Source organism: Enterobacter sp. 296B2, from assembly GCF_034106185.1.
Classification (GTDB): domain Bacteria; phylum Pseudomonadota; class Gammaproteobacteria; order Enterobacterales; family Enterobacteriaceae; genus Enterobacter; species Enterobacter cloacae_N.
Genome location: NZ_JAWNCA010000004.1, coordinates 1 through 18379 on the forward strand (window position 1 = coordinate 1; position 18379 = coordinate 18379).

21 protein-coding genes and 1 tRNA gene are annotated in these 18379 nt (G+C 53.7%); 8 read left to right on the forward strand and 14 right to left on the reverse strand.

Going from position 1 to position 18379, the window contains the following annotated elements; genetic code table 11:
* On the forward strand, positions 1-97 hold a 97-nt coding region (locus URZ40_RS03940), incomplete at its 5' end, for a hypothetical protein (protein WP_228265688.1).
* 46 nt (positions 98-143) lie between these two features.
* On the opposite strand, the gene URZ40_RS03945 is transcribed toward URZ40_RS03940, so the two are convergent.
* Positions 144-1322 (reverse strand): acetyl-CoA C-acetyltransferase, encoded by a 1179-nt coding sequence (locus URZ40_RS03945; protein ID WP_316380100.1) that lies wholly within the window; start codon positions 1320-1322, stop codon positions 144-146.
* 93 nt (positions 1323-1415) lie between these two features.
* Positions 1416-2282, reverse strand: a complete 867-nt coding sequence (locus tag URZ40_RS03950; RefSeq protein ID WP_116341863.1) for a LysR family transcriptional regulator — start codon at positions 2280-2282, stop codon at positions 1416-1418.
* A gap of 104 nt (positions 2283-2386) precedes the next feature.
* On the opposite strand from URZ40_RS03950, the gene URZ40_RS03955 reads away from it, so the two are divergent.
* The gene (locus URZ40_RS03955; protein ID WP_116341865.1) at positions 2387-2848 is read left to right on the forward strand and encodes a multidrug/biocide efflux PACE transporter; all 462 of its coding nucleotides are present in this window, start codon (positions 2387-2389) and stop codon (positions 2846-2848) included.
* 119 nt (positions 2849-2967) lie between these two features.
* Positions 2968-4197 carry an amino acid permease gene (locus URZ40_RS03960; RefSeq protein WP_116341867.1) on the forward strand — a complete coding sequence of 410 codons (1230 nt, stop codon included), beginning with the start codon at positions 2968-2970 and terminating at the stop codon, positions 4195-4197.
* Between the two features lie 36 nt (positions 4198-4233).
* Here URZ40_RS03960 and URZ40_RS03965 read toward each other — a convergent pair whose 3' ends face one another.
* Entirely contained in the window at positions 4234-4704 is a 471-nt protein-coding gene (locus tag URZ40_RS03965; RefSeq protein WP_061097185.1) for an Lrp/AsnC family transcriptional regulator, read from the reverse strand.
* Between the two features lie 114 nt (positions 4705-4818).
* Between URZ40_RS03965 and URZ40_RS03970 the strand changes: the two genes are divergently transcribed.
* Complete coding sequence (locus URZ40_RS03970; RefSeq protein ID WP_316380099.1) at positions 4819-5430, forward strand: LysE family translocator; 612 nt, start codon at positions 4819-4821, stop codon at positions 5428-5430.
* A gap of 27 nt (positions 5431-5457) precedes the next feature.
* On the opposite strand, the gene URZ40_RS03975 is transcribed toward URZ40_RS03970, so the two are convergent.
* Both URZ40_RS03975 and yjdI read right to left on the reverse strand, forming a co-directional pair.
* A complete protein-coding gene (locus URZ40_RS03975; protein ID WP_013098585.1) occupies positions 5458-5730 on the reverse strand; it encodes a GNAT family N-acetyltransferase in 273 nt (90 codons plus the stop codon).
* Between the two features lie 10 nt (positions 5731-5740).
* Entirely contained in the window at positions 5741-5971 is a 231-nt protein-coding gene (gene yjdI / locus URZ40_RS03980; protein ID WP_032660181.1) for a 4Fe-4S mono-cluster protein YjdI, read from the reverse strand.
* Between the two features lie 287 nt (positions 5972-6258).
* Between yjdI and URZ40_RS03985 the strand changes: the two genes are divergently transcribed.
* On the forward strand, positions 6259-6654 hold the full coding sequence (locus URZ40_RS03985) for a hypothetical protein (protein WP_192982598.1): 396 nt from the start codon (positions 6259-6261) through the stop codon (positions 6652-6654).
* A gap of 59 nt (positions 6655-6713) precedes the next feature.
* On the opposite strand, the gene URZ40_RS03990 is transcribed toward URZ40_RS03985, so the two are convergent.
* A complete protein-coding gene (locus tag URZ40_RS03990; RefSeq protein ID WP_302221267.1) occupies positions 6714-7328 on the reverse strand; it encodes an outer membrane beta-barrel protein in 615 nt (204 codons plus the stop codon).
* A 94-nt stretch (positions 7329-7422) separates the two neighbouring features.
* Positions 7423-8052 carry a helix-turn-helix domain-containing protein gene (locus tag URZ40_RS03995; protein WP_320719820.1) on the reverse strand — a complete coding sequence of 210 codons (630 nt, stop codon included), beginning with the start codon at positions 8050-8052 and terminating at the stop codon, positions 7423-7425.
* A gap of 537 nt (positions 8053-8589) precedes the next feature.
* Here URZ40_RS03995 and URZ40_RS04000 point away from each other — a divergent pair.
* Positions 8590-9399, forward strand: coding sequence for a LecA/PA-IL family lectin (locus URZ40_RS04000; RefSeq protein WP_316380097.1), 810 nt, complete (start codon positions 8590-8592; stop codon positions 9397-9399).
* Between the two features lie 621 nt (positions 9400-10020).
* Here the strand turns inward: URZ40_RS04000 and URZ40_RS04005 are convergent.
* Together URZ40_RS04005 and actS are read right to left on the reverse strand one after the other, a co-directional pair.
* Positions 10021-10094, reverse strand: a tRNA-Gly gene (locus URZ40_RS04005).
* Between the two features lie 80 nt (positions 10095-10174).
* Positions 10175-10918, reverse strand: coding sequence for an amidase activator ActS (gene actS, locus URZ40_RS04010; RefSeq protein WP_041908359.1), 744 nt, complete (start codon positions 10916-10918; stop codon positions 10175-10177).
* Between the two features lie 163 nt (positions 10919-11081).
* Here actS and idi point away from each other — a divergent pair, with 163 nt between their 5' ends.
* Positions 11082-11624 (forward strand): isopentenyl-diphosphate Delta-isomerase, encoded by a 543-nt coding sequence (gene idi / locus URZ40_RS04015; protein ID WP_116341887.1) that lies wholly within the window; start codon positions 11082-11084, stop codon positions 11622-11624.
* A 37-nt stretch (positions 11625-11661) separates the two neighbouring features.
* On the opposite strand, the gene lysS is transcribed toward idi, so the two are convergent.
* The 5 genes from lysS to xerD form a co-directional block, all read right to left on the reverse strand.
* Entirely contained in the window at positions 11662-13179 is a 1518-nt protein-coding gene (gene lysS / locus URZ40_RS04020) for a lysine--tRNA ligase (protein WP_320719821.1), read from the reverse strand.
* Between the two features lie 9 nt (positions 13180-13188).
* A protein-coding gene (prfB, locus tag URZ40_RS04025; RefSeq protein WP_096059326.1) for a peptide chain release factor 2 occupies positions 13189-14287 on the reverse strand; the annotation gives its coding sequence in 2 pieces (ribosomal slippage) (positions 13189-14211 and positions 14213-14287; 1098 coding nt in all).
* An 89-nt stretch (positions 14288-14376) separates the two neighbouring features.
* Positions 14377-16110: a single-stranded-DNA-specific exonuclease RecJ gene (gene recJ, locus URZ40_RS04030; protein ID WP_116341889.1), complete on the reverse strand. Its 1734-nt coding sequence runs from the start codon at positions 16108-16110 to the stop codon at positions 14377-14379.
* 5 nt (positions 16111-16115) lie between these two features.
* Entirely contained in the window at positions 16116-16829 is a 714-nt protein-coding gene (gene dsbC, locus URZ40_RS04035) for a bifunctional protein-disulfide isomerase/oxidoreductase DsbC (protein WP_116341891.1), read from the reverse strand.
* Between the two features lie 28 nt (positions 16830-16857).
* Positions 16858-17754, reverse strand: a complete 897-nt coding sequence (xerD, locus tag URZ40_RS04040) for a site-specific tyrosine recombinase XerD (protein ID WP_116341893.1) — start codon at positions 17752-17754, stop codon at positions 16858-16860.
* Between the two features lie 101 nt (positions 17755-17855).
* On the opposite strand from xerD, the gene fldB reads away from it, so the two are divergent.
* The gene (gene fldB, locus URZ40_RS04045; protein WP_116341895.1) at positions 17856-18377 is read left to right on the forward strand and encodes a flavodoxin FldB; all 522 of its coding nucleotides are present in this window, start codon (positions 17856-17858) and stop codon (positions 18375-18377) included.
* The last annotated feature ends 2 nt before the right edge of the window (positions 18378-18379 follow it).

The following is an 18379-nucleotide window of genomic DNA, read 5'->3' on the forward strand; positions in this document are numbered from 1 at the left end:
GTTGCCGACAAGAAGGGAAAGGGCCTTCCCGAGGGTGGTAAAGGAAAGGCCCTGGAGATACCCCACAGCCCCGAAAAAAAGCCAGTCAGTTGCTTAACTGACTGGCATTACTCCCGAAGGAGGTTTTTTTTAATGAGGTAAGATTAGCGCTCAATGGCCAGCGCCACCCCTTGTCCGCCGCCTATACAGAGAGTAGCTATCCCTTTGCGGGCGTTTCGCTTTTTCATTTCGTGGACCAGGGAGACCAGGATTCGGCAACCGGACGCACCGATGGGATGCCCCAGCGCAATGGCCCCGCCGTTTACGTTGACCCGCAGCGGATCCCACTCCAGCATTTTGCCGACCGAGATCGCCTGCGCGGCAAAGGCTTCGTTCACTTCAATCAGATCCACATCAGAAAGCTGCCACCCTGCGCGCTCCAGGCAGCGGCGGGTAGCGTAGACCGGCGCGATCCCCATTAACGCAGGATCCACGCCCACGCTGGCAAATGCCTTAATGCGGGCCAGCACGGGGAGATCGAGTTCAAGGGCTTTGCTTTCACTCATCATCATGACGGCCGCGGCGCCGTCGTTAATGGAAGAGGCATTTCCCGCCGTGACCGAGCCCTGGGTCTCAAACGCGGGATTCAGTCTTGCCAGGCCTTCAGCACTGGCATCGGTGCGCGGCTGTTCATCGGTATCTATAACGATAACCTCACCGTTCTGACGCTGCGTGCTGACCGGGACAATCTCGTCGCGAAAACGACCGGAATCAATCGCGGCACGCGCTTTTTGCTGCGAACTTAGCGCATAGGCGTCCTGCAGTTCGCGGCTGATGCCGTACTCGCGCGCCAGATTTTCTGCCGTCACGCCCATATGATAGTCGTTGAACGCATCCCACAGCCCGTCATGCACGAGGCTGTCGAGCAGCTGGCTGTTGCCCAGTTGCGCGCCGGTACGGCTGTCGGTCAGAACGTGCGGCGCGCGGCTCATGTTCTCTTGTCCGCCAGCAATAACCACATCCGCTTCACCGCACTGAATGGCCTGGGTGGCGAGATGCAGCGCTTTTAATCCTGAACCACAGACGTCGTTAATGGTGATGGCGGATACGGTATTGGGCAACCCGCCCTTCAGCGCCGCCTGGCGCGCAGGGTTCTGCCCGGCTCCGGCCGTGAGAACCTGCCCCAGGATCACTTCATCAACTTCATGTGCGGCGATCCCGCTACGTTCCACCAGCGCTTTAACTACCACGCTGCCCAGGTCAACCGCCGAGTGACGCGCAAGCGCTCCCTGAAAACAGCCGATAGCCGTACGCAACGCACCCACTATTACGACATCTTTCATCACGACCTCTGTGTTAAATGACATGACGATAGTAGAGGATTGTTACTGGCAATTATCTTAATTGTTTAAAAATAGTGAGTTTAATCACAAGGATTAGCGCGCATCCTGCAGATACTGCCGCAGCCAGCTTCCGGCAACGCCGGGCGGGGATCGTTTATTCCACAGCAAATCGATGCCGATCGCCCTTGGCCAGCCGGGAACATTGAGCTGTACCAGCGATTTCGCCGCGGCGAATTCATCCACCAGCGCGCACGGCAGCACGCACCAGCCGAAACCCTGGACGGCCATACTCAGCAGTAACAGGTAGTTCGGCGCTGACCAGACGGGCCCCCGAGCAATCTCAGCCTCGCGCTCAAGGTAGGTGCTGAGCCTCAGCTCCCGCCAGCCGTGCAGCTCGTCGCTCTGCACCTCGTGTTGCCCGGCGAGCGGGTGCGTGGTCGCGACATATATCGCCATTCGGGTCTGCACCGGCAGCCGGGTGGCGCCAATATCCGTAGGATAACTGTCTCGCGCTTCCGTCAGACCCACCTGCGCGCGCTCCTTTTGCAGCAGATCGATCACGTCTTCTTCCTCGCCAATCAGACATTCGAATTCCGTATGGGGAAAGCGGGCGTCAAACTGCTTCATCAGATCTTCCAGCACGTCCGGGTTGAGGGTATCGGAAAGGACAAACGTCAAACGCGCTTCGGTTCGTGCCGTTAACGACACCGCCAGCTCATCAAGCCGCGTGCTGGCGGCGAGGATGGCCTGCACGTAGCCCAGCACCTGTTCCCCCTGGACCGTTAGCACCGGCTGCCGCGCCGAGCGGTCAAACAGTTCGAAACCCAGATCGGCCTCAAGATTGGCAATGGAGGTGCTGATCGTCGACTGGCTTTTACGCAGCCGGCGCGCGGCAGCAGAGAAAGAGCCTGCCGCAACGGTCTCAACAAACGCGGTAAGGGCTTCAGGTGAATAGTGCATAACCTATCTACTTTATCGATGGATACCATCTTTAATATATCAGCTTTAGCGATAAAAATAGGCTGCATCAACGCCCATACCGGCGAATTAATGAGGTCTACACTATGCAACACCAGGATGTACTCCAACGTAAGCTGCCGGAGCGGATCTTCCACGCTGTCTGTTTCGAAGGGATTGCCACGGCAATTCTCGCCCCCACGGCGGCGTGGCTGATGCAGCGCTCCGTGGTGGAGATGGGCGGGTTAACCATTATCCTGGCTACCACCGCCATGCTCTGGAACATTATCTATAACTTCGGCTTCGACCGTTTCTGGCCTGTCCAGCGCGTAAAACGTACGGCAAAAGTGCGTGCGCTGCACGCGCTGGGGTTCGAATGTGGGTTTATTGTGATTGGCGTGTCGATTGTCGCCGCCGTGCTGGGCGTGACCTTGCTTCAGGCATTTACGCTGGAAATAGGTTTCTTCCTGTTCTTCCTGCCGTACACCATGTTCTATAACTGGGCATACGATAACCTGCGCGAGAAATTTCTTAAGCGCCGCCAGCAACGACGCGCTCTGGCAGGCTAAAATCACGCTGGCCGGACGCCCGTTCCGGCCAAACTCCGTCGAAGCAACTGCGCTCTTCAGGCATAACTATGGTAAATTGCACGCCATTCTGATGGTTTGTTAGTTGAAACGTTGCTCTAATGTCGAAAATTTGGTCAAAAGATGAGACTCTCTGGAGTTTCGCTCTCTATGGCACGGCCGTGGGCGCAGGAACGCTGTTCTTGCCCATTCAGCTGGGCTCCGCAGGCGCTATTGTCCTGTTTATCACCGCCCTTGTGGCCTATCCGTTAACCTACTGGCCGCACCGGGCGCTAACGCAATTTATTCTCTCTTCAAAAACAAAAGGTAATGAAGGGATCACCGGCGCCGTCTCCCACTACTATGGTAAGAAGATTGGCAACCTGATCACCACGCTCTATTTCATCGCCTTCTTTGTGGTGGTGCAGATATATGCGGTGGCCATCACCAACTCGTTAACCGAACAGCTGGCGAAACACCTGACGGTAGATATCGTCGTTCGCGTGCTGGTCAGCCTGGGCGTGGTGCTGGTTCTGAATCTGATCTTCCTGATGGGACGGCATATCACAATAAAAGTGATGGGCTTCCTGGTGTTTCCGCTGATTGCCTATTTCCTGTTTGTCTCGCTCTACCTGATCGGCAGCTGGCAACCCTCGCTGCTGACCAGCCAGATGGCCGTCGATCGCCATACGCTGCACCAGGTTTGGATTTCGATTCCGGTGATGGTGTTTGCGTTCAGCCATACCCCGATTATCTCCACATTTGCCGTTGACCGTCGCGAGAAATTTGCCGACGGCGCCATGGATAAATGCAATAAAATCATGAAGGTGGCGTACCTGATCATCTGCCTGAGCGTGCTGTTCTTTGTCTTCAGCTGCCTGCTCTCTATTCCACCGTCGTATATTGTAGCCGCCAAAGAGCAAGGGGTAACGATCCTGTCCGCGCTGTCGATGATGCCTTCTTCACCGGCGTGGCTGGGTATTTCTGGCATTGTGGTGGCGATTGTTGCGATGTCAAAATCGTTCCTCGGCACCTATTTTGGGGTGATTGAAGGGGCGACGGAGATCGTGAAGTCGTCACTAAATCAGATCGGCGTAAAAAAAAGCCGCGCCTTCAACCGCGCGCTTTCCATTATGGGGGTGTCGTTAATCACCTTTGCCGTCTGCTGCATTAACCCGAACGCCATTTCGATGATTTACGCCATCAGCGGTCCGCTTATCGCCATGATTTTGTTTATCATGCCGACGCTGTCGACGTATCTGATCCCCTCCCTGAAACAATACCGTTCCATTGGCAGCCTGCTGACGCTGATCGTCGGCGTGCTGTGCGTGTCGGTGATGTTTGTGGGCTAAACATACTCATGCCCGGCATTCTGTCGGGCATGCCTCTCAGTCTCGCCCTGCTGACTCCAGCGGAAAAGGTCTGTCCTGCACTACCGTTTTCATGACAAGCGTAGAGCGAAGGTGCTGCACGCCAGGCATGGCGGAGAGTTTCTCGTCATAGAGTTTCTGAAAGGCCGACAGGTCGCGGGTCACAACGTGCATCAGATAATCCGGATCGCCAAACAGACGCTGTGCCAGCACGATCTGAGGGATCTCTTCTACCGCCTCTTCAAACGCGCTTACCGCCTTTCGGTCCCCCTCTTTTAGCGTCGCAAACACTATCGCCAGAAAGTTAAAGCCCATTTTGGCGGGGTCAAGGCTGGCACGGTATCCCGTTATGGCCCCGCTTTGCTCCAGCGCCCGGACGCGACGATGGCACGGCGAAAGGCTCAGATTCACCCGTTCAGCCAGCTCGGTAAGGGATAAGCGGCCATCGGACTGCAGCTCCGCAAGAATTTTTCGATCGATGCTATCCATGTGGAAGATTTTCTCATTTTGACGGTGTTATGAGCATAACATTGAAAGCCTATTTCGCAGGGTTAGCGATATTCTTTTTCTCAACTTTGACGCACTGCAGGAGTCTTCAGGACGATGGAAATGAGTATTGTGGCCGGCTTTTGGGTGGTTTCGTTTCTGCTCATCATAACGCCTGGCGCCGACTGGGCCTACGCCATTAGCGCCGGGATTAACGGGCGGCGCGTGGTGCCGGCGGTGATGGGGTTGATGTCCGGGCATTTGTTAGCCACGCTGATCGTGGTGGCTGGCGTAGGCGTACTGATTGCCCAACATCCGCTGGCGCTAACCGGGCTGACCATTGCGGGGGCCGTGTATCTCCTGTGGCTTGGCATTACGCTATTACGTCACCCCGCCGCGCCGGAAAAGGCCACCCACCACGCGGGAAACTGGAAACAGTGGGCGGTGAAAGGGCTCTGCATTAGCGGCCTTAACCCGAAAGTTTTTTTGCTTTTTCTGGCGCTGCTTCCGCAGTTTACAGACCCTGCAGGAAGCTGGTCGATAGCGATGCAGATGTCCGCGCTTGGCGTGATGCACCTGATCACCTGCACGCTGGTCTATCTGCTGGTGGGGTATGGTTCGAGAGCGGTGCTGGCGACCCGGCCACAGGCGGCGCGTCTGGTGAGCATGGCATCGGGCGGGATAATGGTGATGATCGCGTTGGTATTGCTGTTTGAACAGATGAGATAAAAAAACACCGGCCATCGCCGGTGTGTTTTACGCCCGAATATCGTCATATTCCCGCGTGTTATCAAATTCATGCTTCGCAAACGGGCACAGCGGGATAATTTTGCGGTTCTCACCGCGCATCTTCTCAACCACTTTCGCCACCAGCTGCTTGCCCACACCCTGCCCCTTCAGGCTCGGATCGACATCGGTATGCTCAATAATGCTCAGGTGCTCGCCGGTCGGCACGAAGACAATCTCAGCGACCTGATTGCCGTTCGCATCGTTTACGTAAAACTTGTTGTGGCCTTCCAGAATATCCATGGTTCCTCGCTTATTTTTGGCGGTACTTCAGCGCACCGCTCGGGCAGGTATCAATCACGCGTACAACCGTTTCCACGTCCACTTCATCAGGAACAATCCACGGCTTACGCTTCAGATTAAACAGCTTTGCGCTCCCACGCACGCAGTTACCGGAGTGTTTGCAGATCCCGGTGTTGAAGTAAACGTCAATTTTCTCGCCGGTATAGGCCCGGTAGCCTGCATCCAGTAGTTCTTTATCCATGACATTGCCTCTGTAATTATTCTCGTGCTGAATGAAGCATAGCCTTATGGGATCCCGATAGCTATCACGCTAAAAACGAAAAGCCAGCTCGCAACACTTTTCGCCGGATTGCGTCCCCCTGCGTACATCGGTGGGTGCGCATACTGGCTGTTTTACGCATTAAGCGTGATCCGACATTCTGTTACTGAGTATCCCCGGTGAGATGTTTAAAATTAAACAAGTTTAATCTGAAGATGAGCCTGTCGTTTACGATAATGTCCGCTCTGCTTATTTAACATGAGTTACCCATGAAGACACGGCCATTATTACTGACTCTGCTCAGCCTCAATTTATTAACCGCCTGCAGCGCTTCTGAGCCAGATAAGGTTGAACAAATACACCATCTGCAGGTCCCGCTAGTTTTACCGGGAGAAAAACCGCCTGCCGTTCCGACATCACATATAGCTGCACTTTATGAAGAAAATAAAATACAGATAAATAAAATAGCAACACAGCTGAAATCACAGTATTTACAGCACGCCACCGCAAAGGATATTTTCACCGAAGATAGCCCCGTTCAGCCGGTCTACGCCTCGCTGACAAAACTGGAACAGCTGGAAATGATTAATCAGCAATACCTGAAAGATAAAAATATTACCGGTCTGCAAAAGATTAAACTTGCCCTTCAGCCTTTAGTCACTTAAATACCAAAAAGCCCAACTGCTGAGCAGCTGGGCTTTTTTAATTGAGAGGCTAACAACGATTAATCGTGCTGTCCGAATCGCCATGTCAGGCCTGCCGTTACGGAGCTTACGTCGCTGCTGACGCCAATCTGGTTGGCGTTACCCACATTGCTTACCCATTGATATTCCAGGCGGCCAGCCAAATTTTTGTTGAACGCATACTCCGTCCCCACTGCGGCAAGCGGGCGAATGCCTGTATCAAAACGATTGTGACCACTTACATCAGATTCTGCGCGATACGCCATCGCCCCGGCACGCCCATAGATATCCCAGCTGTCGGTCACGGCATAGCTTGCTTTTAAGGACATCTGCAGCCCCTGGCTTTTCATTTGTGCGCCCGCACTATGGTTGCCTTTCATCTGCATATTTCCTAAATAATCATAACCACCTTCTACTGCGAGCCAGGGTGTCATCTGATAGCCAGCGTAAACCCCACCGCCGACGTTATCATGATCGATATTATACTGGCTTGAGCCATTGTTATTATCGCTCGCTTTAGAACCTGTGCTGGCGTCAAAATAGTGTGACCAGCCAAATTTAGCCCCGCTATACCATGTACCTGTATCCGCAGCTGCAAATGCAGCCGTTGCAGTGAACGCGTTAGCAATAATTAATGCAAAAAGTGTCTTCTTCATACGAATCCCGTTTACTCTGCTAAATATTATCAGTGAGCAAACGATATAGACAAACGAGAACAACGTGAAATGCTTTTCTGTTTAATTTTAAATTTTAGAACGACTCAGGTAAATTTCCCACTTCCAGTAAATAACCGCCGCGCTTAAACGCAATATATTGACCTTGCTTAAGCGCCGATAATACGTTGAGAATGCTGCTGCGTGAAAGAAGCGTACGATCCTGAATATATTCCAGAATGCTCGTCCGCATACGCGCCTCTTCGGGAAGTAATATCATCTCCTGCAGATAGCTACGAATCACGGAATAGGTACGTTGCTGCACGACCTGCGCATCACGATAAATCAGATACGCCGTATGATACGACAGTAAGGCCGCAACGTCTTCCCAGACGCCCTTTTCACGAAATAGCGCAGCTGCTTCATCTGCATCAGCACGTAAAATTATAGACTCTCTTTCTGCACGTAAAATATGCCCTTGTGTCGGCTGGATCATCTCGGCAATGCCGAACAGATGAGGCTCGAAAACGGTCACTAAGAGCAGTCCATCAGAGGCCCGCAGCAGCGAAAGCTCCCCGTCCTGAAAAAGGTACATCTGCTGGTGGCCTTTGTGTTTCCAGGTGATCCGCTTGCGCGGCGCGAGCTTCACTTTCTCTGCCATTGGCTCAAGGATCGCCGTCAAACGTTCAATGGATTGTTCAGGCCGAACAGGAGGTAAAATATTCATAACACAGCCTTTTAGCGTTGGGTAATGGCCAGTATAGACTACAACAGTCATTGATCAGACAAGTATGAGGGGGAAGTGATATCAGATAGAAAAACATGAGTAAAAAGAAACTCTGTTTATTTTTGAATTTTCCACCAAGAACGTCGGTAATAGGTAACTGATATTTGTTGGTGCTTGCTCTAATACCTATGAAAACACTGGCGAGAAAAGACTATTAAAACCTGAACAATCTTTTCTTCTTACACATCACTTCATTAAGATTATTCCTAATAAAACAACAAATATTTGTTGTTTTTTAAATAATTACAAAATATCAAGCCGAAACAGGCCGTTCCAGCTTTTGAATTGTATATACAGCCTGACTATTCTCTTTCGAGCCGAAAACATTCCGGAAATGAATATGCGTAAAGTGTAATACATACAGATTCATTTATTCGCTTTATCAGGCTGTTAGCCGATGTGAGTCATTAAAAAACTCATTTCGCAAGGACTATCTTTCAATGGCGAAATTGTACGCCACTCTCACAGGAGTCAGACATGAGCGCAAATTTAATCTGGTCAGGAAAAGTTGATGCAAAAAGTGCCGAAGGGATAAATACAGGCCTTTCCCTCAAACGAGGGGAGATCATTACGATTCTGGCCGATGGCTGGGCCAAAAATGGTAGCGAAACTTTTGCTCTGACCGCGCCACAGGGACGTATTCCCAGAGAGGGCGAACCGCTAACGATACGCAATCCTTCACTTCTGGCACGGATTGGGGGTGAAACATATCCGGTTGGCAACCATAAATATCGCTGGTCAATTCCTGCTGAAGGTATTCTGACGCTGATTTATGCCGATGGTAAAGACCAGTACAAAGACAACTCGGGCGAATTCAGCGTTGAAGTGTATCGCGAGGCGGATATTACAGCGAGGACAGCACCGTTTGAAGATTTAACCAACTTTGAACGTGATAACTGGAATAGCTGGCAGGCGGGACCTGCCGGGCACGATCTTTACCTGGTTGACGCCAGCGCCCGCGCCGTCGAGTTTATTACCAGGCCCAATAAAAATCATGCCGGAGAGATCCTCAAAAAGACGCTGACAGGTCTGACTGCCGGGCATGAATATACCTGGACGCTGAAAGCTGCGCGCATTATTGGAAAATATGAAGCGCCAAAAATTTCTCTCCGTGCGGATGGCAAAGACATCTCCGCACCGCTGGAGCTGAAGCAGGCGAATGAATGGGTAACCCTGAGTGGAAAATTCAAAGCCGCGAGCAGTCAGGCTGAACTCGCGGTAGTCAGCCATGTTACAGCAAGTATGGGGAATGATTTCAGAATTAAGGAGCTAAAAATTAAGGGATAATCTACAGGAGTGTCGGTCTGCTATTCGGCATGAATGCTGGATGGCAGTTCGATGTTCAAAACAGGATTAAAAAATTGTGTAGCGCACATGATCAACATATGCGCTACACCAACAGGCAATAAACACACGGCATTACTCTTTATTATGTTGTATATCCTCTCAGTATCGGCTGTGATTAGAAACAAGACGCGTCTCGATTAACGCTATCCTGAAACACAGCACGCTTTCGGTTAGGGTATCTGAGCGGAAGTAACACACTAACTTCATGCCTAATAAACACCAGTGGGGTAATATCGGTTCTGAATACACATTCAGGGCTGCATATTCACGTAATCAAAAAGATCATGGTGCCTGCAAAAGCGCACCATGAAAGAGCCATAATCTGTAATTAGCAAAGCACATCCTTGTTTAATTAAAAGGCAACGTAATTGTACTGCCGGTATATCGCTAAACGATACAAGACCTGTCTGGTTAATTCAGGGGGCAGCAGATCATACCTCTTATTGGTAAACCGTCATTCAATTGTTGAACGATAACAGACATCGTATGTTAAGTAACTTGTTGATAGCGAAATACATTTAAGCCAATTTTGGGTGGTGTTTTGCAACAAGGGGAGAGATATGGAGCGGGCGAAGGGAATCGAACCCTCGTATAGAGCTTGGGAAGCTCTCGTTCTACCATTGAACTACGCCCGCTTTGAGGTGCGTAAGGCATTATAGACCTTACGCCTTTTCATACAAGCCTCTTCACCACTAAGTGGCGATTAAATAATCACTTAGCACTTCGGTTTGCTGCCGGGCGCAGGAAGATAACGCTGCGGATCGATGGCCGTCGCTTTATAGCGAATCTGGAAATGCAGCTTCACCGAGTCCGTTCCCGTGCTGCCCATCGTGGCAATCTTTTGCCCCGCCTTCACGTTCTGACCGTTGTTGACCAGCATCGTGTCGTTATGCGCATAGGCCGTGATGTAGTCTTCGCCGTGCTTAATCATGATCAGGTTGCCGTAGCCGCGCAACTGGTTACCGACGTAAACCACCTTCCCTGCCCCGGAGGCATAAACCGGCGTACCGCGCGCAGCGGCGATATCAATACCCTTGTTACCACCTTCAGAGAGTGAGTAAGGAGCAACAACTTTACCGCTGGCAGGCCAAATCCAGCAGCGCTGTCCAACCGGCGGCCATGACGATTGCGGTACCTGGTAGGACGGCGTCACTTTGGCGGTTTTGCCTTTCGATGAGGATTTTTTGCCCGAGGATGAACTGCCGTTCACCTTCAGCTTTTGTCCCACTTCGATGGTGTACGGCGGAGAGATGTTATTCAGGCGCGCCAGATCCTTCACACTGGTCCCCGTTGCGCGCGAAATCCGGTACAGCGTATCCCCGCGCTTAACGGTATAGACCGAACCGGAATAGCTACCCATATCCGATGATTTGCTCCCTGAACAGCCTGCCAGGAATAGCGTCAGCGTCAGGCAAAAGATGGCGATGATGGGGTTTCTCGTCAGGCTTCCTGCAAACAAAACAGATCCTCGGTCAGCGTGAATGGCGCACTATGATACCAGCCCGGAGAGATATGGGTCAGCCCTTTTCCGCTCCAGGAGACAAACCGTTCGTATAAGAATGCCGTATAATGTTCCCTGCTGATGGTGCAAAACCATCCGCATCGTTGGCACTGGAGCATGAATGAGTATTCAAGAACACGTTATTTTGGTAAATGACCAGGGAATGGTGATTGGCACTCAGGAGAAGTACGCCGCGCATACTGCCCAAACCCCCCTGCACCTGGCGTTCTCATCCTGGCTCTTTAACGCCGAAGGCGAATGTCTGGTCACACGACGCGCGTTAAGCAAAAAAGCCTGGCCGGGCGTCTGGACGAACTCCGTCTGCGGGCACCCTCAATCCGGTGAAAAGACGGAAGAGGCGATTATCCGCCGCTGCCGCTATGAGGTCGGTGCTGAAATCACTGCGATTACGCCTGTCGCCTCCGAGTTTCGCTACCGTGAAACCGATCCTTCCGGCATCGTGGAAAACGAAATTTGCCCGGTCTTCGCGGCACGCGTTACCAGCGAACTGTGTATTAATCACGATGAAGTAATGGAATTTGAGTGGGTCAGGCTGGAGTCGTTATTCCGCGCGCTGGACGCCGCGCCCTGGAGCTTTAGCCCGTGGATGGTGCTGGAAGCAACCACCGCACGAGAGGCTCTGAGAGCGTTCGCGGCGCAATAAAAAAGCCCCTTTCGGGGCTTTTTTACATCTTAACGCCTTATTTCACCGGACGCATCGCCGGGAACAGGATAACGTCACGGATGGTGTGGCTGTTGGTGAACAGCATAACCATACGGTCGATACCAATACCCAGACCTGCAGTTGGTGGCAGGCCGTGCTCCAGTGCGGTCACGTAGTCTTCATCGAAGAACATCGCTTCGTCGTCGCCTGCCGCTTTCGCGTCAACCTGATCCTGGAAGCGCTGCGCCTGGTCTTCTGCATCGTTCAGCTCGCTAAAGCCGTTGCCGATTTCACGGCCGCCGATGAAGAATTCAAAGCGGTCAGTGATCTCCGGGTTCTCGTCATTACGACGTGCCAGAGGAGAAACTTCAGCCGGGTATTCAGTAATGAAGGTCGGCTGAATCAGGTGTGCTTCCGCCACTTCTTCGAAGATCTCGGTTACGATACGGCCGAGACCCCAGCTCTTCTCCACTTTAATACCGATGCTTTCAGCGATCGCTTTCGCAGAGTCGAAGTTATCCAGATCCGCCATGTTGGTTTCCGGACGGTATTTCTTGATCGCTTCGCGCATGGTCAGTTTTTCGAACGGCTTGCCGAAGTCGAACACTTCTTCACCGTAAGGTACCTGCGTGGTGCCCAGAATGTCCTGAGCCAGGGTACGGAACAGGGACTCGGTCAGCTCGATCAGATCTTTGTAGTCCGCATACGCCATATAGAGTTCCATCATGGTGAACTCTGGATTATGACGAACGGAGATACCTTCGTTACGGAAGTTACGGTTGATTTCGAATACGCGGTCGAAACCACCGACCACCAGACGCTTCAGGTACAGTTCCGGCGCGATACGCAGGTACATGTCCAGGTCCAGGGCGTTGTGATGGGTGATGAACGGACGCGCAGACGCGCCGCCAGGGATCACCTGCATCATCGGGGTTTCCACTTCCATAAAGTCGCGGTTCACCATGAACTGCCGGATACCGGCCATGATCTGGGAGCGAATTTTGAAGGTCTTACGGGATTCATCGTTAGAGATGAGATCCAGATAACGCTGACGGTAGCGCGCTTCCTGATCCTGCAGGCCGTGGAACTTGTCCGGCAGCGGGCGCAGGGCTTTGGTCAGCAGACGCAGCTCGGTGCAGTGGATAGACAGTTCACCAGTTTTGGTTTTGAACAGCTTACCTTTCGCGCCCAGGATATCGCCCAGGTCCCACTTCTTGAACTGCTCGTTGTAGATGCCTTCCGGCAGGTCGTCACGGGAAACGTACAGCTGAATACGGCCGCCAACGTCCTGCAAGGTCACGAAAGAGGCTTTACCCATGATACGACGGGTCATCATGCGGCCTGCAACGGCCACTTCAACGTTCAGCGCTTCCAGCTCTTCGTTCTCTTTACCGTCGAATTCAGCGTGCAGTTGGTCTGAGGTGTGGTCACGACGAAAATCGTTCGGGAACGGCACGCCCTGCTCGCGCAGCGCTGCCAGCTTCTCGCGGCGGGTTTTCAGTTCGTTGTTAAGATCGACTACCGCGTCAGCGCCCTGTGCTTGTTGTTCAGACATGTTGGTTCCTCATAACCCTGCTTTCAAACTTGCTTCGATAAATTGGTCCAGGCTGCCGTCCAGCACCGCCTGCGTGTTGCGGGTTTCAACCCCGGTACGCAGGTCTTTGATGCGGGAGTCATCAAGGACGTAAGAACGGATCTGGCTGCCCCAACCGATGTCGGACTTGTTATCTTCCATCGCCTGTTTCTCAGCATTTTTCTTCTGCATCTCCAGCTCATAAAGCTTCGCTTTCATCTGCTTCATGGCCTGGTCTTTGTTCTTATGCTGGGAACGGTCGTTCTGGCACTGTGTTACCAGCCCGGTTGGAATGTGGGTAATACGCACCGCAGACTCCGTACGGTTAACGTGCTGACCACCCGCGCCGGAAGCACGGTAAACGTCAATACGCAGGTCCGCCGGGTTAATTTCGATATCGATATCTTCGTCAACTTCCGGGTAAACAAACGCGGAGCTGAAGGAGGTATGACGACGGCCACCGGAGTCAAACGGACTCTTACGCACCAGACGATGAACGCCGGTTTCGGTACGCAGCCAGCCGTAGGCGTAATCGCCAATGATCTTGATGGTGACGGATTTAATACCGGCCACTTCACCTTCAGACTCTTCGATAATTTCGGTTTTGAAGCCGCGCGCCTCTGCCCAACGCAGGTACATACGCGTCAGCATGCTGGCCCAGTCCTGTGCTTCGGTACCGCCAGACCCTGCCTGAATATCGAGATAGCAGTCAGCGCTGTCGTATTCGCCGGAGAACATGCGACGGAATTCCAGCTGCGCCAGCTTCTCTTCCAGTACGTCGAGTTCTGCCACGGCTTCGTTAAAGGTCTCTTCGTCGTCGGCTTCGACGGCCAGCTCCAGCAAACCGGAAACGTCTTCCAGCCCCTGGGCCATTTGATCCAGCGTATCTACGATAGCTTCGAGAGAGGAACGCTCTTTCCCCAGCGCCTGTGCGCGTTCAGGTTCGTTCCAGACGTCCGGCTGTTCCAGCTCGGCGTTTACTTCTTCAAGACGCTCTTTCTTGGCATCGTAGTCAAAGATACCCCCTAAGAACGTCGGAGCGCTCCGTGAGGTCCTGAATACGGTTTTTTACCGGATTAATTTCAAACATGGTCTGTTTTCTTTTATGGACTTGTCAAAATGCGGTGATAAGAGCGGGATTGTACCGAATCCACGCCCTTTTTTATAGAGATTATGCCGCTAAATTGGCCAGATATTGTCGATGATGATCTGAAGGGTGCGGTTACCGCGAAACTCGTTGATATCCAGTTTGTACGCCAGTTCGACCTCGCGCACGCCGTTGTCCGGCCAGATAGAGGTGTCAACGTTGAAAGCAATGCCGTCCAGCAGCGGTCCGCCGCCCACGGGCTCGACCATCACTTTCAGGTGACGTTCGCCGACGATACGCTGCTGCAGCAGGCGGAATCGCCCGTCGAACAGCGGTTCCGGGAACATCTGCCCCCATGGACCGGCATCGCGCAGCATCTGCGCCACGTCCATCGTCATTTCGGAGACAGACAGCTCACCGTCAGAGACCACCTCTCCCTGCAGAAGCGCCGGGTCAATCCACTCGGTGACCAGCTCGCCAAACAGGCGCTGGAACTCGTCGAATTTCGCCTCATCCAGCGACAAGCCAGCCGCCATCGCGTGGCCGCCGAACTTGATCATCAGCCCCGGGTATAGCGTATCCAGACGCTCAAGCGCATCGCGCATGTGCAGCCCCTGAATCGAACGGCCAGAGCCTTTCAACGTGCCGTCGCCCGCGGGTGCAAACGCAATCACCGGGCGGTGGAAGCGCTCTTTAATGCGCGACGCCAGAATGCCAACCACGCCCTGATGCCACTCAGGATGGTACATCGCCAGCCCGCCCGGCAGCGTATCGCCGCTGCGTTCGAGCTTTTCGCACAGGGTCAGCGCTTCGGCCTGCATCCCCTGCTCAATCTCTTTACGGGTCTGGTTCAGGGCGTCCAGCTCGTTGGCCAGTACGCGCGCTTCACCTATGTTGTCGCACAGCAGCAGCGCCACGCCGACGGACATATCGTCCAGCCTGCCGGCAGCATTCAGACGCGGCCCGAGGGCAAAGCCCAGGTCGCTTGCCGCCAGCTTGAGCGGATCGCGGTTGGCAATCTCCAGCAGCGCCTTAATTCCGGGGCGGCACTTGCCCGCACGAATGCGGCTTAAGCCCTGCCAGGTCAAAATGCGGTTATTGGCATCAAGAGGCACCACGTCCGCGACGGTGCCCAGCGCCACCAGGTCGAGGTATTCGGCCAGGTTTGGTATGGCAATACCGCGGGATTCGAACCAGCCCTTATCACGCAGCAGGGTCCGTAACGCCAGCATCAGATAAAACGCCACGCCCACGCCGGCGAGAGATTTCGATGGAAAATCGCAGTCGCGCAGGTTGGGGTTAATAATCGCTTCCGCTGCGGGGAGCGTATCGCCGGGCAGGTGGTGATCGGTGACCAGCACCGGGATCCCCAAAGCGTGAGCATGATCGACGCCCGCATGGGAGGAGATCCCGTTGTCTACGGTCATGATCATCTGCGCACCGCGGGCGTGGGCCTGATCGACAACTTCCGGGCTGAGGCCATAGCCGTCTTCAAAGCGGTTCGGCACCAGATACGTGACGTTATCGCAGCCCAGTGCGCGCAGGCTGAGCACACTCAGCGCGGTGCTGGTTGCGCCGTCGGCGTCGAAATCTCCGACCACGACAATGCGCGTTCCCTCGCGAAGCGCGTTATAGAGCATTTCGGTAGCTTTCTCGATACCGTTCAGCTGCTGCCAGGGCAACATCCCTTTCACGCTGCGCTCAAGATCCTCAGCGCGACGCACGCCGCGGCTGGCGTAGAGGCGCTTCAGCAGCGCCGGGAGATCGTCCGGCAAATCAACGGGTTCAACCGCCTCGCGGCGGCGCAATTTGATGGGGGCTTTCACGCGAATTATTTACCACCAAACTGTTTCTGGTGCGCGTCGAGGAACTCTTTCATCTCTTTTGGTCCCTGATAACCCGGAACAACATAGCCGTTACTCAGGACAATCGCTGGCGTACCGCTCACGCCAAACTGCACGCCCAGCGCGTAGTGGTTAGCAATGTCGATGTCGCAGGAGGCAGGCTTAATGCCTTTGCCGTTCATTGCGTCATCAAACGCTTTGTTGCGGTCTTTCGCACACCAGATCGCCTTCATGTCCTGTTCAGGCTGGCTCTGCACCCCCGCGCGCGGGAAGGCCAGATAGCGCACGGTAATGCCCAGCGCGTTGTAGTCTTTCATCTGTTCATGCAGCTTGTGGCAGTAGCCGCAGGTGATGTCGGTGAAGACGGTAATCACGTGTTTTTCCTGCGCCGCTTTATAGACGATCATCTCTTTTTCGAGCGCATTAAGGTTTTTCATCAGCAGCTGGTTGGTGACGTTCACCGGCTGCGCGCCGCTCACGTCGTACAGCGGTCCTTGAATGAAGTGTTTGCCGTCTTCGGTGACGTACAGCACGCCGCTGTTGGTCAGTACCGTTTTCATGCCGGCAACCGGCGCAGGCTGGATGTCGCTGCTGGTGACGCCAAGCTTAGCCAGAGACTGTTTGATAGCGGCGTCGTCCGCATGGGCGAAGCCGGTAAATGAGGCTGCCAGCAGGGTGAGCAGCGCGAAAGACTTTTTCATATGTGATCCTGTTACAATTTGTCGGCACTCACGCACGAGGGTGGTGCTGTTGGTGTAGCTGCCGCAGGCGTTCCGTCGCGACATGGGTGTAAATTTGCGTCGTTGAAAGATCGCTGTGTCCCAGCAGCATCTGCACCACGCGTAAATCTGCGCCGTGGTTTAACAAATGCGTCGCGAAGGCGTGACGCAATACGTGCGGCGAGAGCTTTTCACTGTCGATACCCGCCAGTGTGGCGTAATGCTTGATGCGATGCCAGAACGTTTGCCGCGTCATCTGCTGCGCGCGCTGGCTCGGAAACAGGACGTCGATAGACACGCCATTAAGCAACCACGGACGGCCATGCTCAAGGTACGTCTCCAGCCAGTAAACCGCCTCTTCACCCAGCGGCACCAGCCTCTCCTTATTTCCTTTACCGATGACGCGCACCACGCCCTGACGCAGGCTGATGTCGCTCATCGTCAGGCCAACCAGTTCCGAAACGCGCAAGCCGGTAGCATACAATAACTCAAGCATGGCTTTATCGCGTAACTCCAGCGGCAGGTCAACTGCCGGTGACTGTAATAATCTCTCAACTTGTGCTTCGCTGAGATCTTTCGGCAGCCGCTGCGGGAGTTTCGGGGACGCCAGCAGCGCGCTGGGATCGTCCCCGCGAATCTTCTCGCGGTAGAGATGCTGGAAAAGCCGACGCATTGCGCTGAGCAAGCGTGCAGAACTGGTGGCTTTGTAACCCCCTTCTACACGTTCAGCGAGCAGCGCCTGCAGGTCGTCACTTTGCGCGCTTGCAAGCGATAGCTCCCGACGCGCCAGCCACTCCACCAGCATGGAGAGATCGCGCCGGTAGGCACTGAGGGTATTCTCAGCCAGATTTTTCTCCAGCCACAGCGCGTCGAGAAACTGTTCAACGAGTGTGAGATCCTTTTCCACATCAGCCCCTTTGATTTTGCAGTCAGGCCATTATGCCTGATTGCGACCGGTTTCTGGTACACTACGCGCAATGTCAAAGCATGAATTGAGATAGTTACGCGATGAATATTGGTCTGTTCTATGGTTCCAGCACCTGCTACACCGAGATGGCGGCAGAGAAAATTCGCGACATCATTGGCCCGGAACTGGTGACGTTGCATAACCTGAAAGATGACGCGGTCGCGCTGATGGAACAGTACGATGTGCTGATCCTCGGCATCCCAACCTGGGATTTTGGGGAGATACAGGAAGACTGGGAAGCCATCTGGGATCAGCTCGATTCAGTCAATTTCGACGGTAAAATTATTGCGATGTACGGCATGGGTGACCAGTTGGGCTACGGCGAATGGTTCCTGGACGCACTGGGCATGCTGCACGACAAGCTGGCACCAAAAGGGGCGACGTTTATCGGCTACTGGCCAACCGAAGGGTATGAATTCACCAGTAAAAAACCGATTATTGCCGACGGCGAGCTGTTTGTTGGGCTCGCGCTGGATGAAACCAATCAGTACGATCTCAGCGACGAGCGCCTGCAGACCTGGTGCGAGCAGATCCTCGGCGAAATGGCAGAAAAATTTAGCTAACG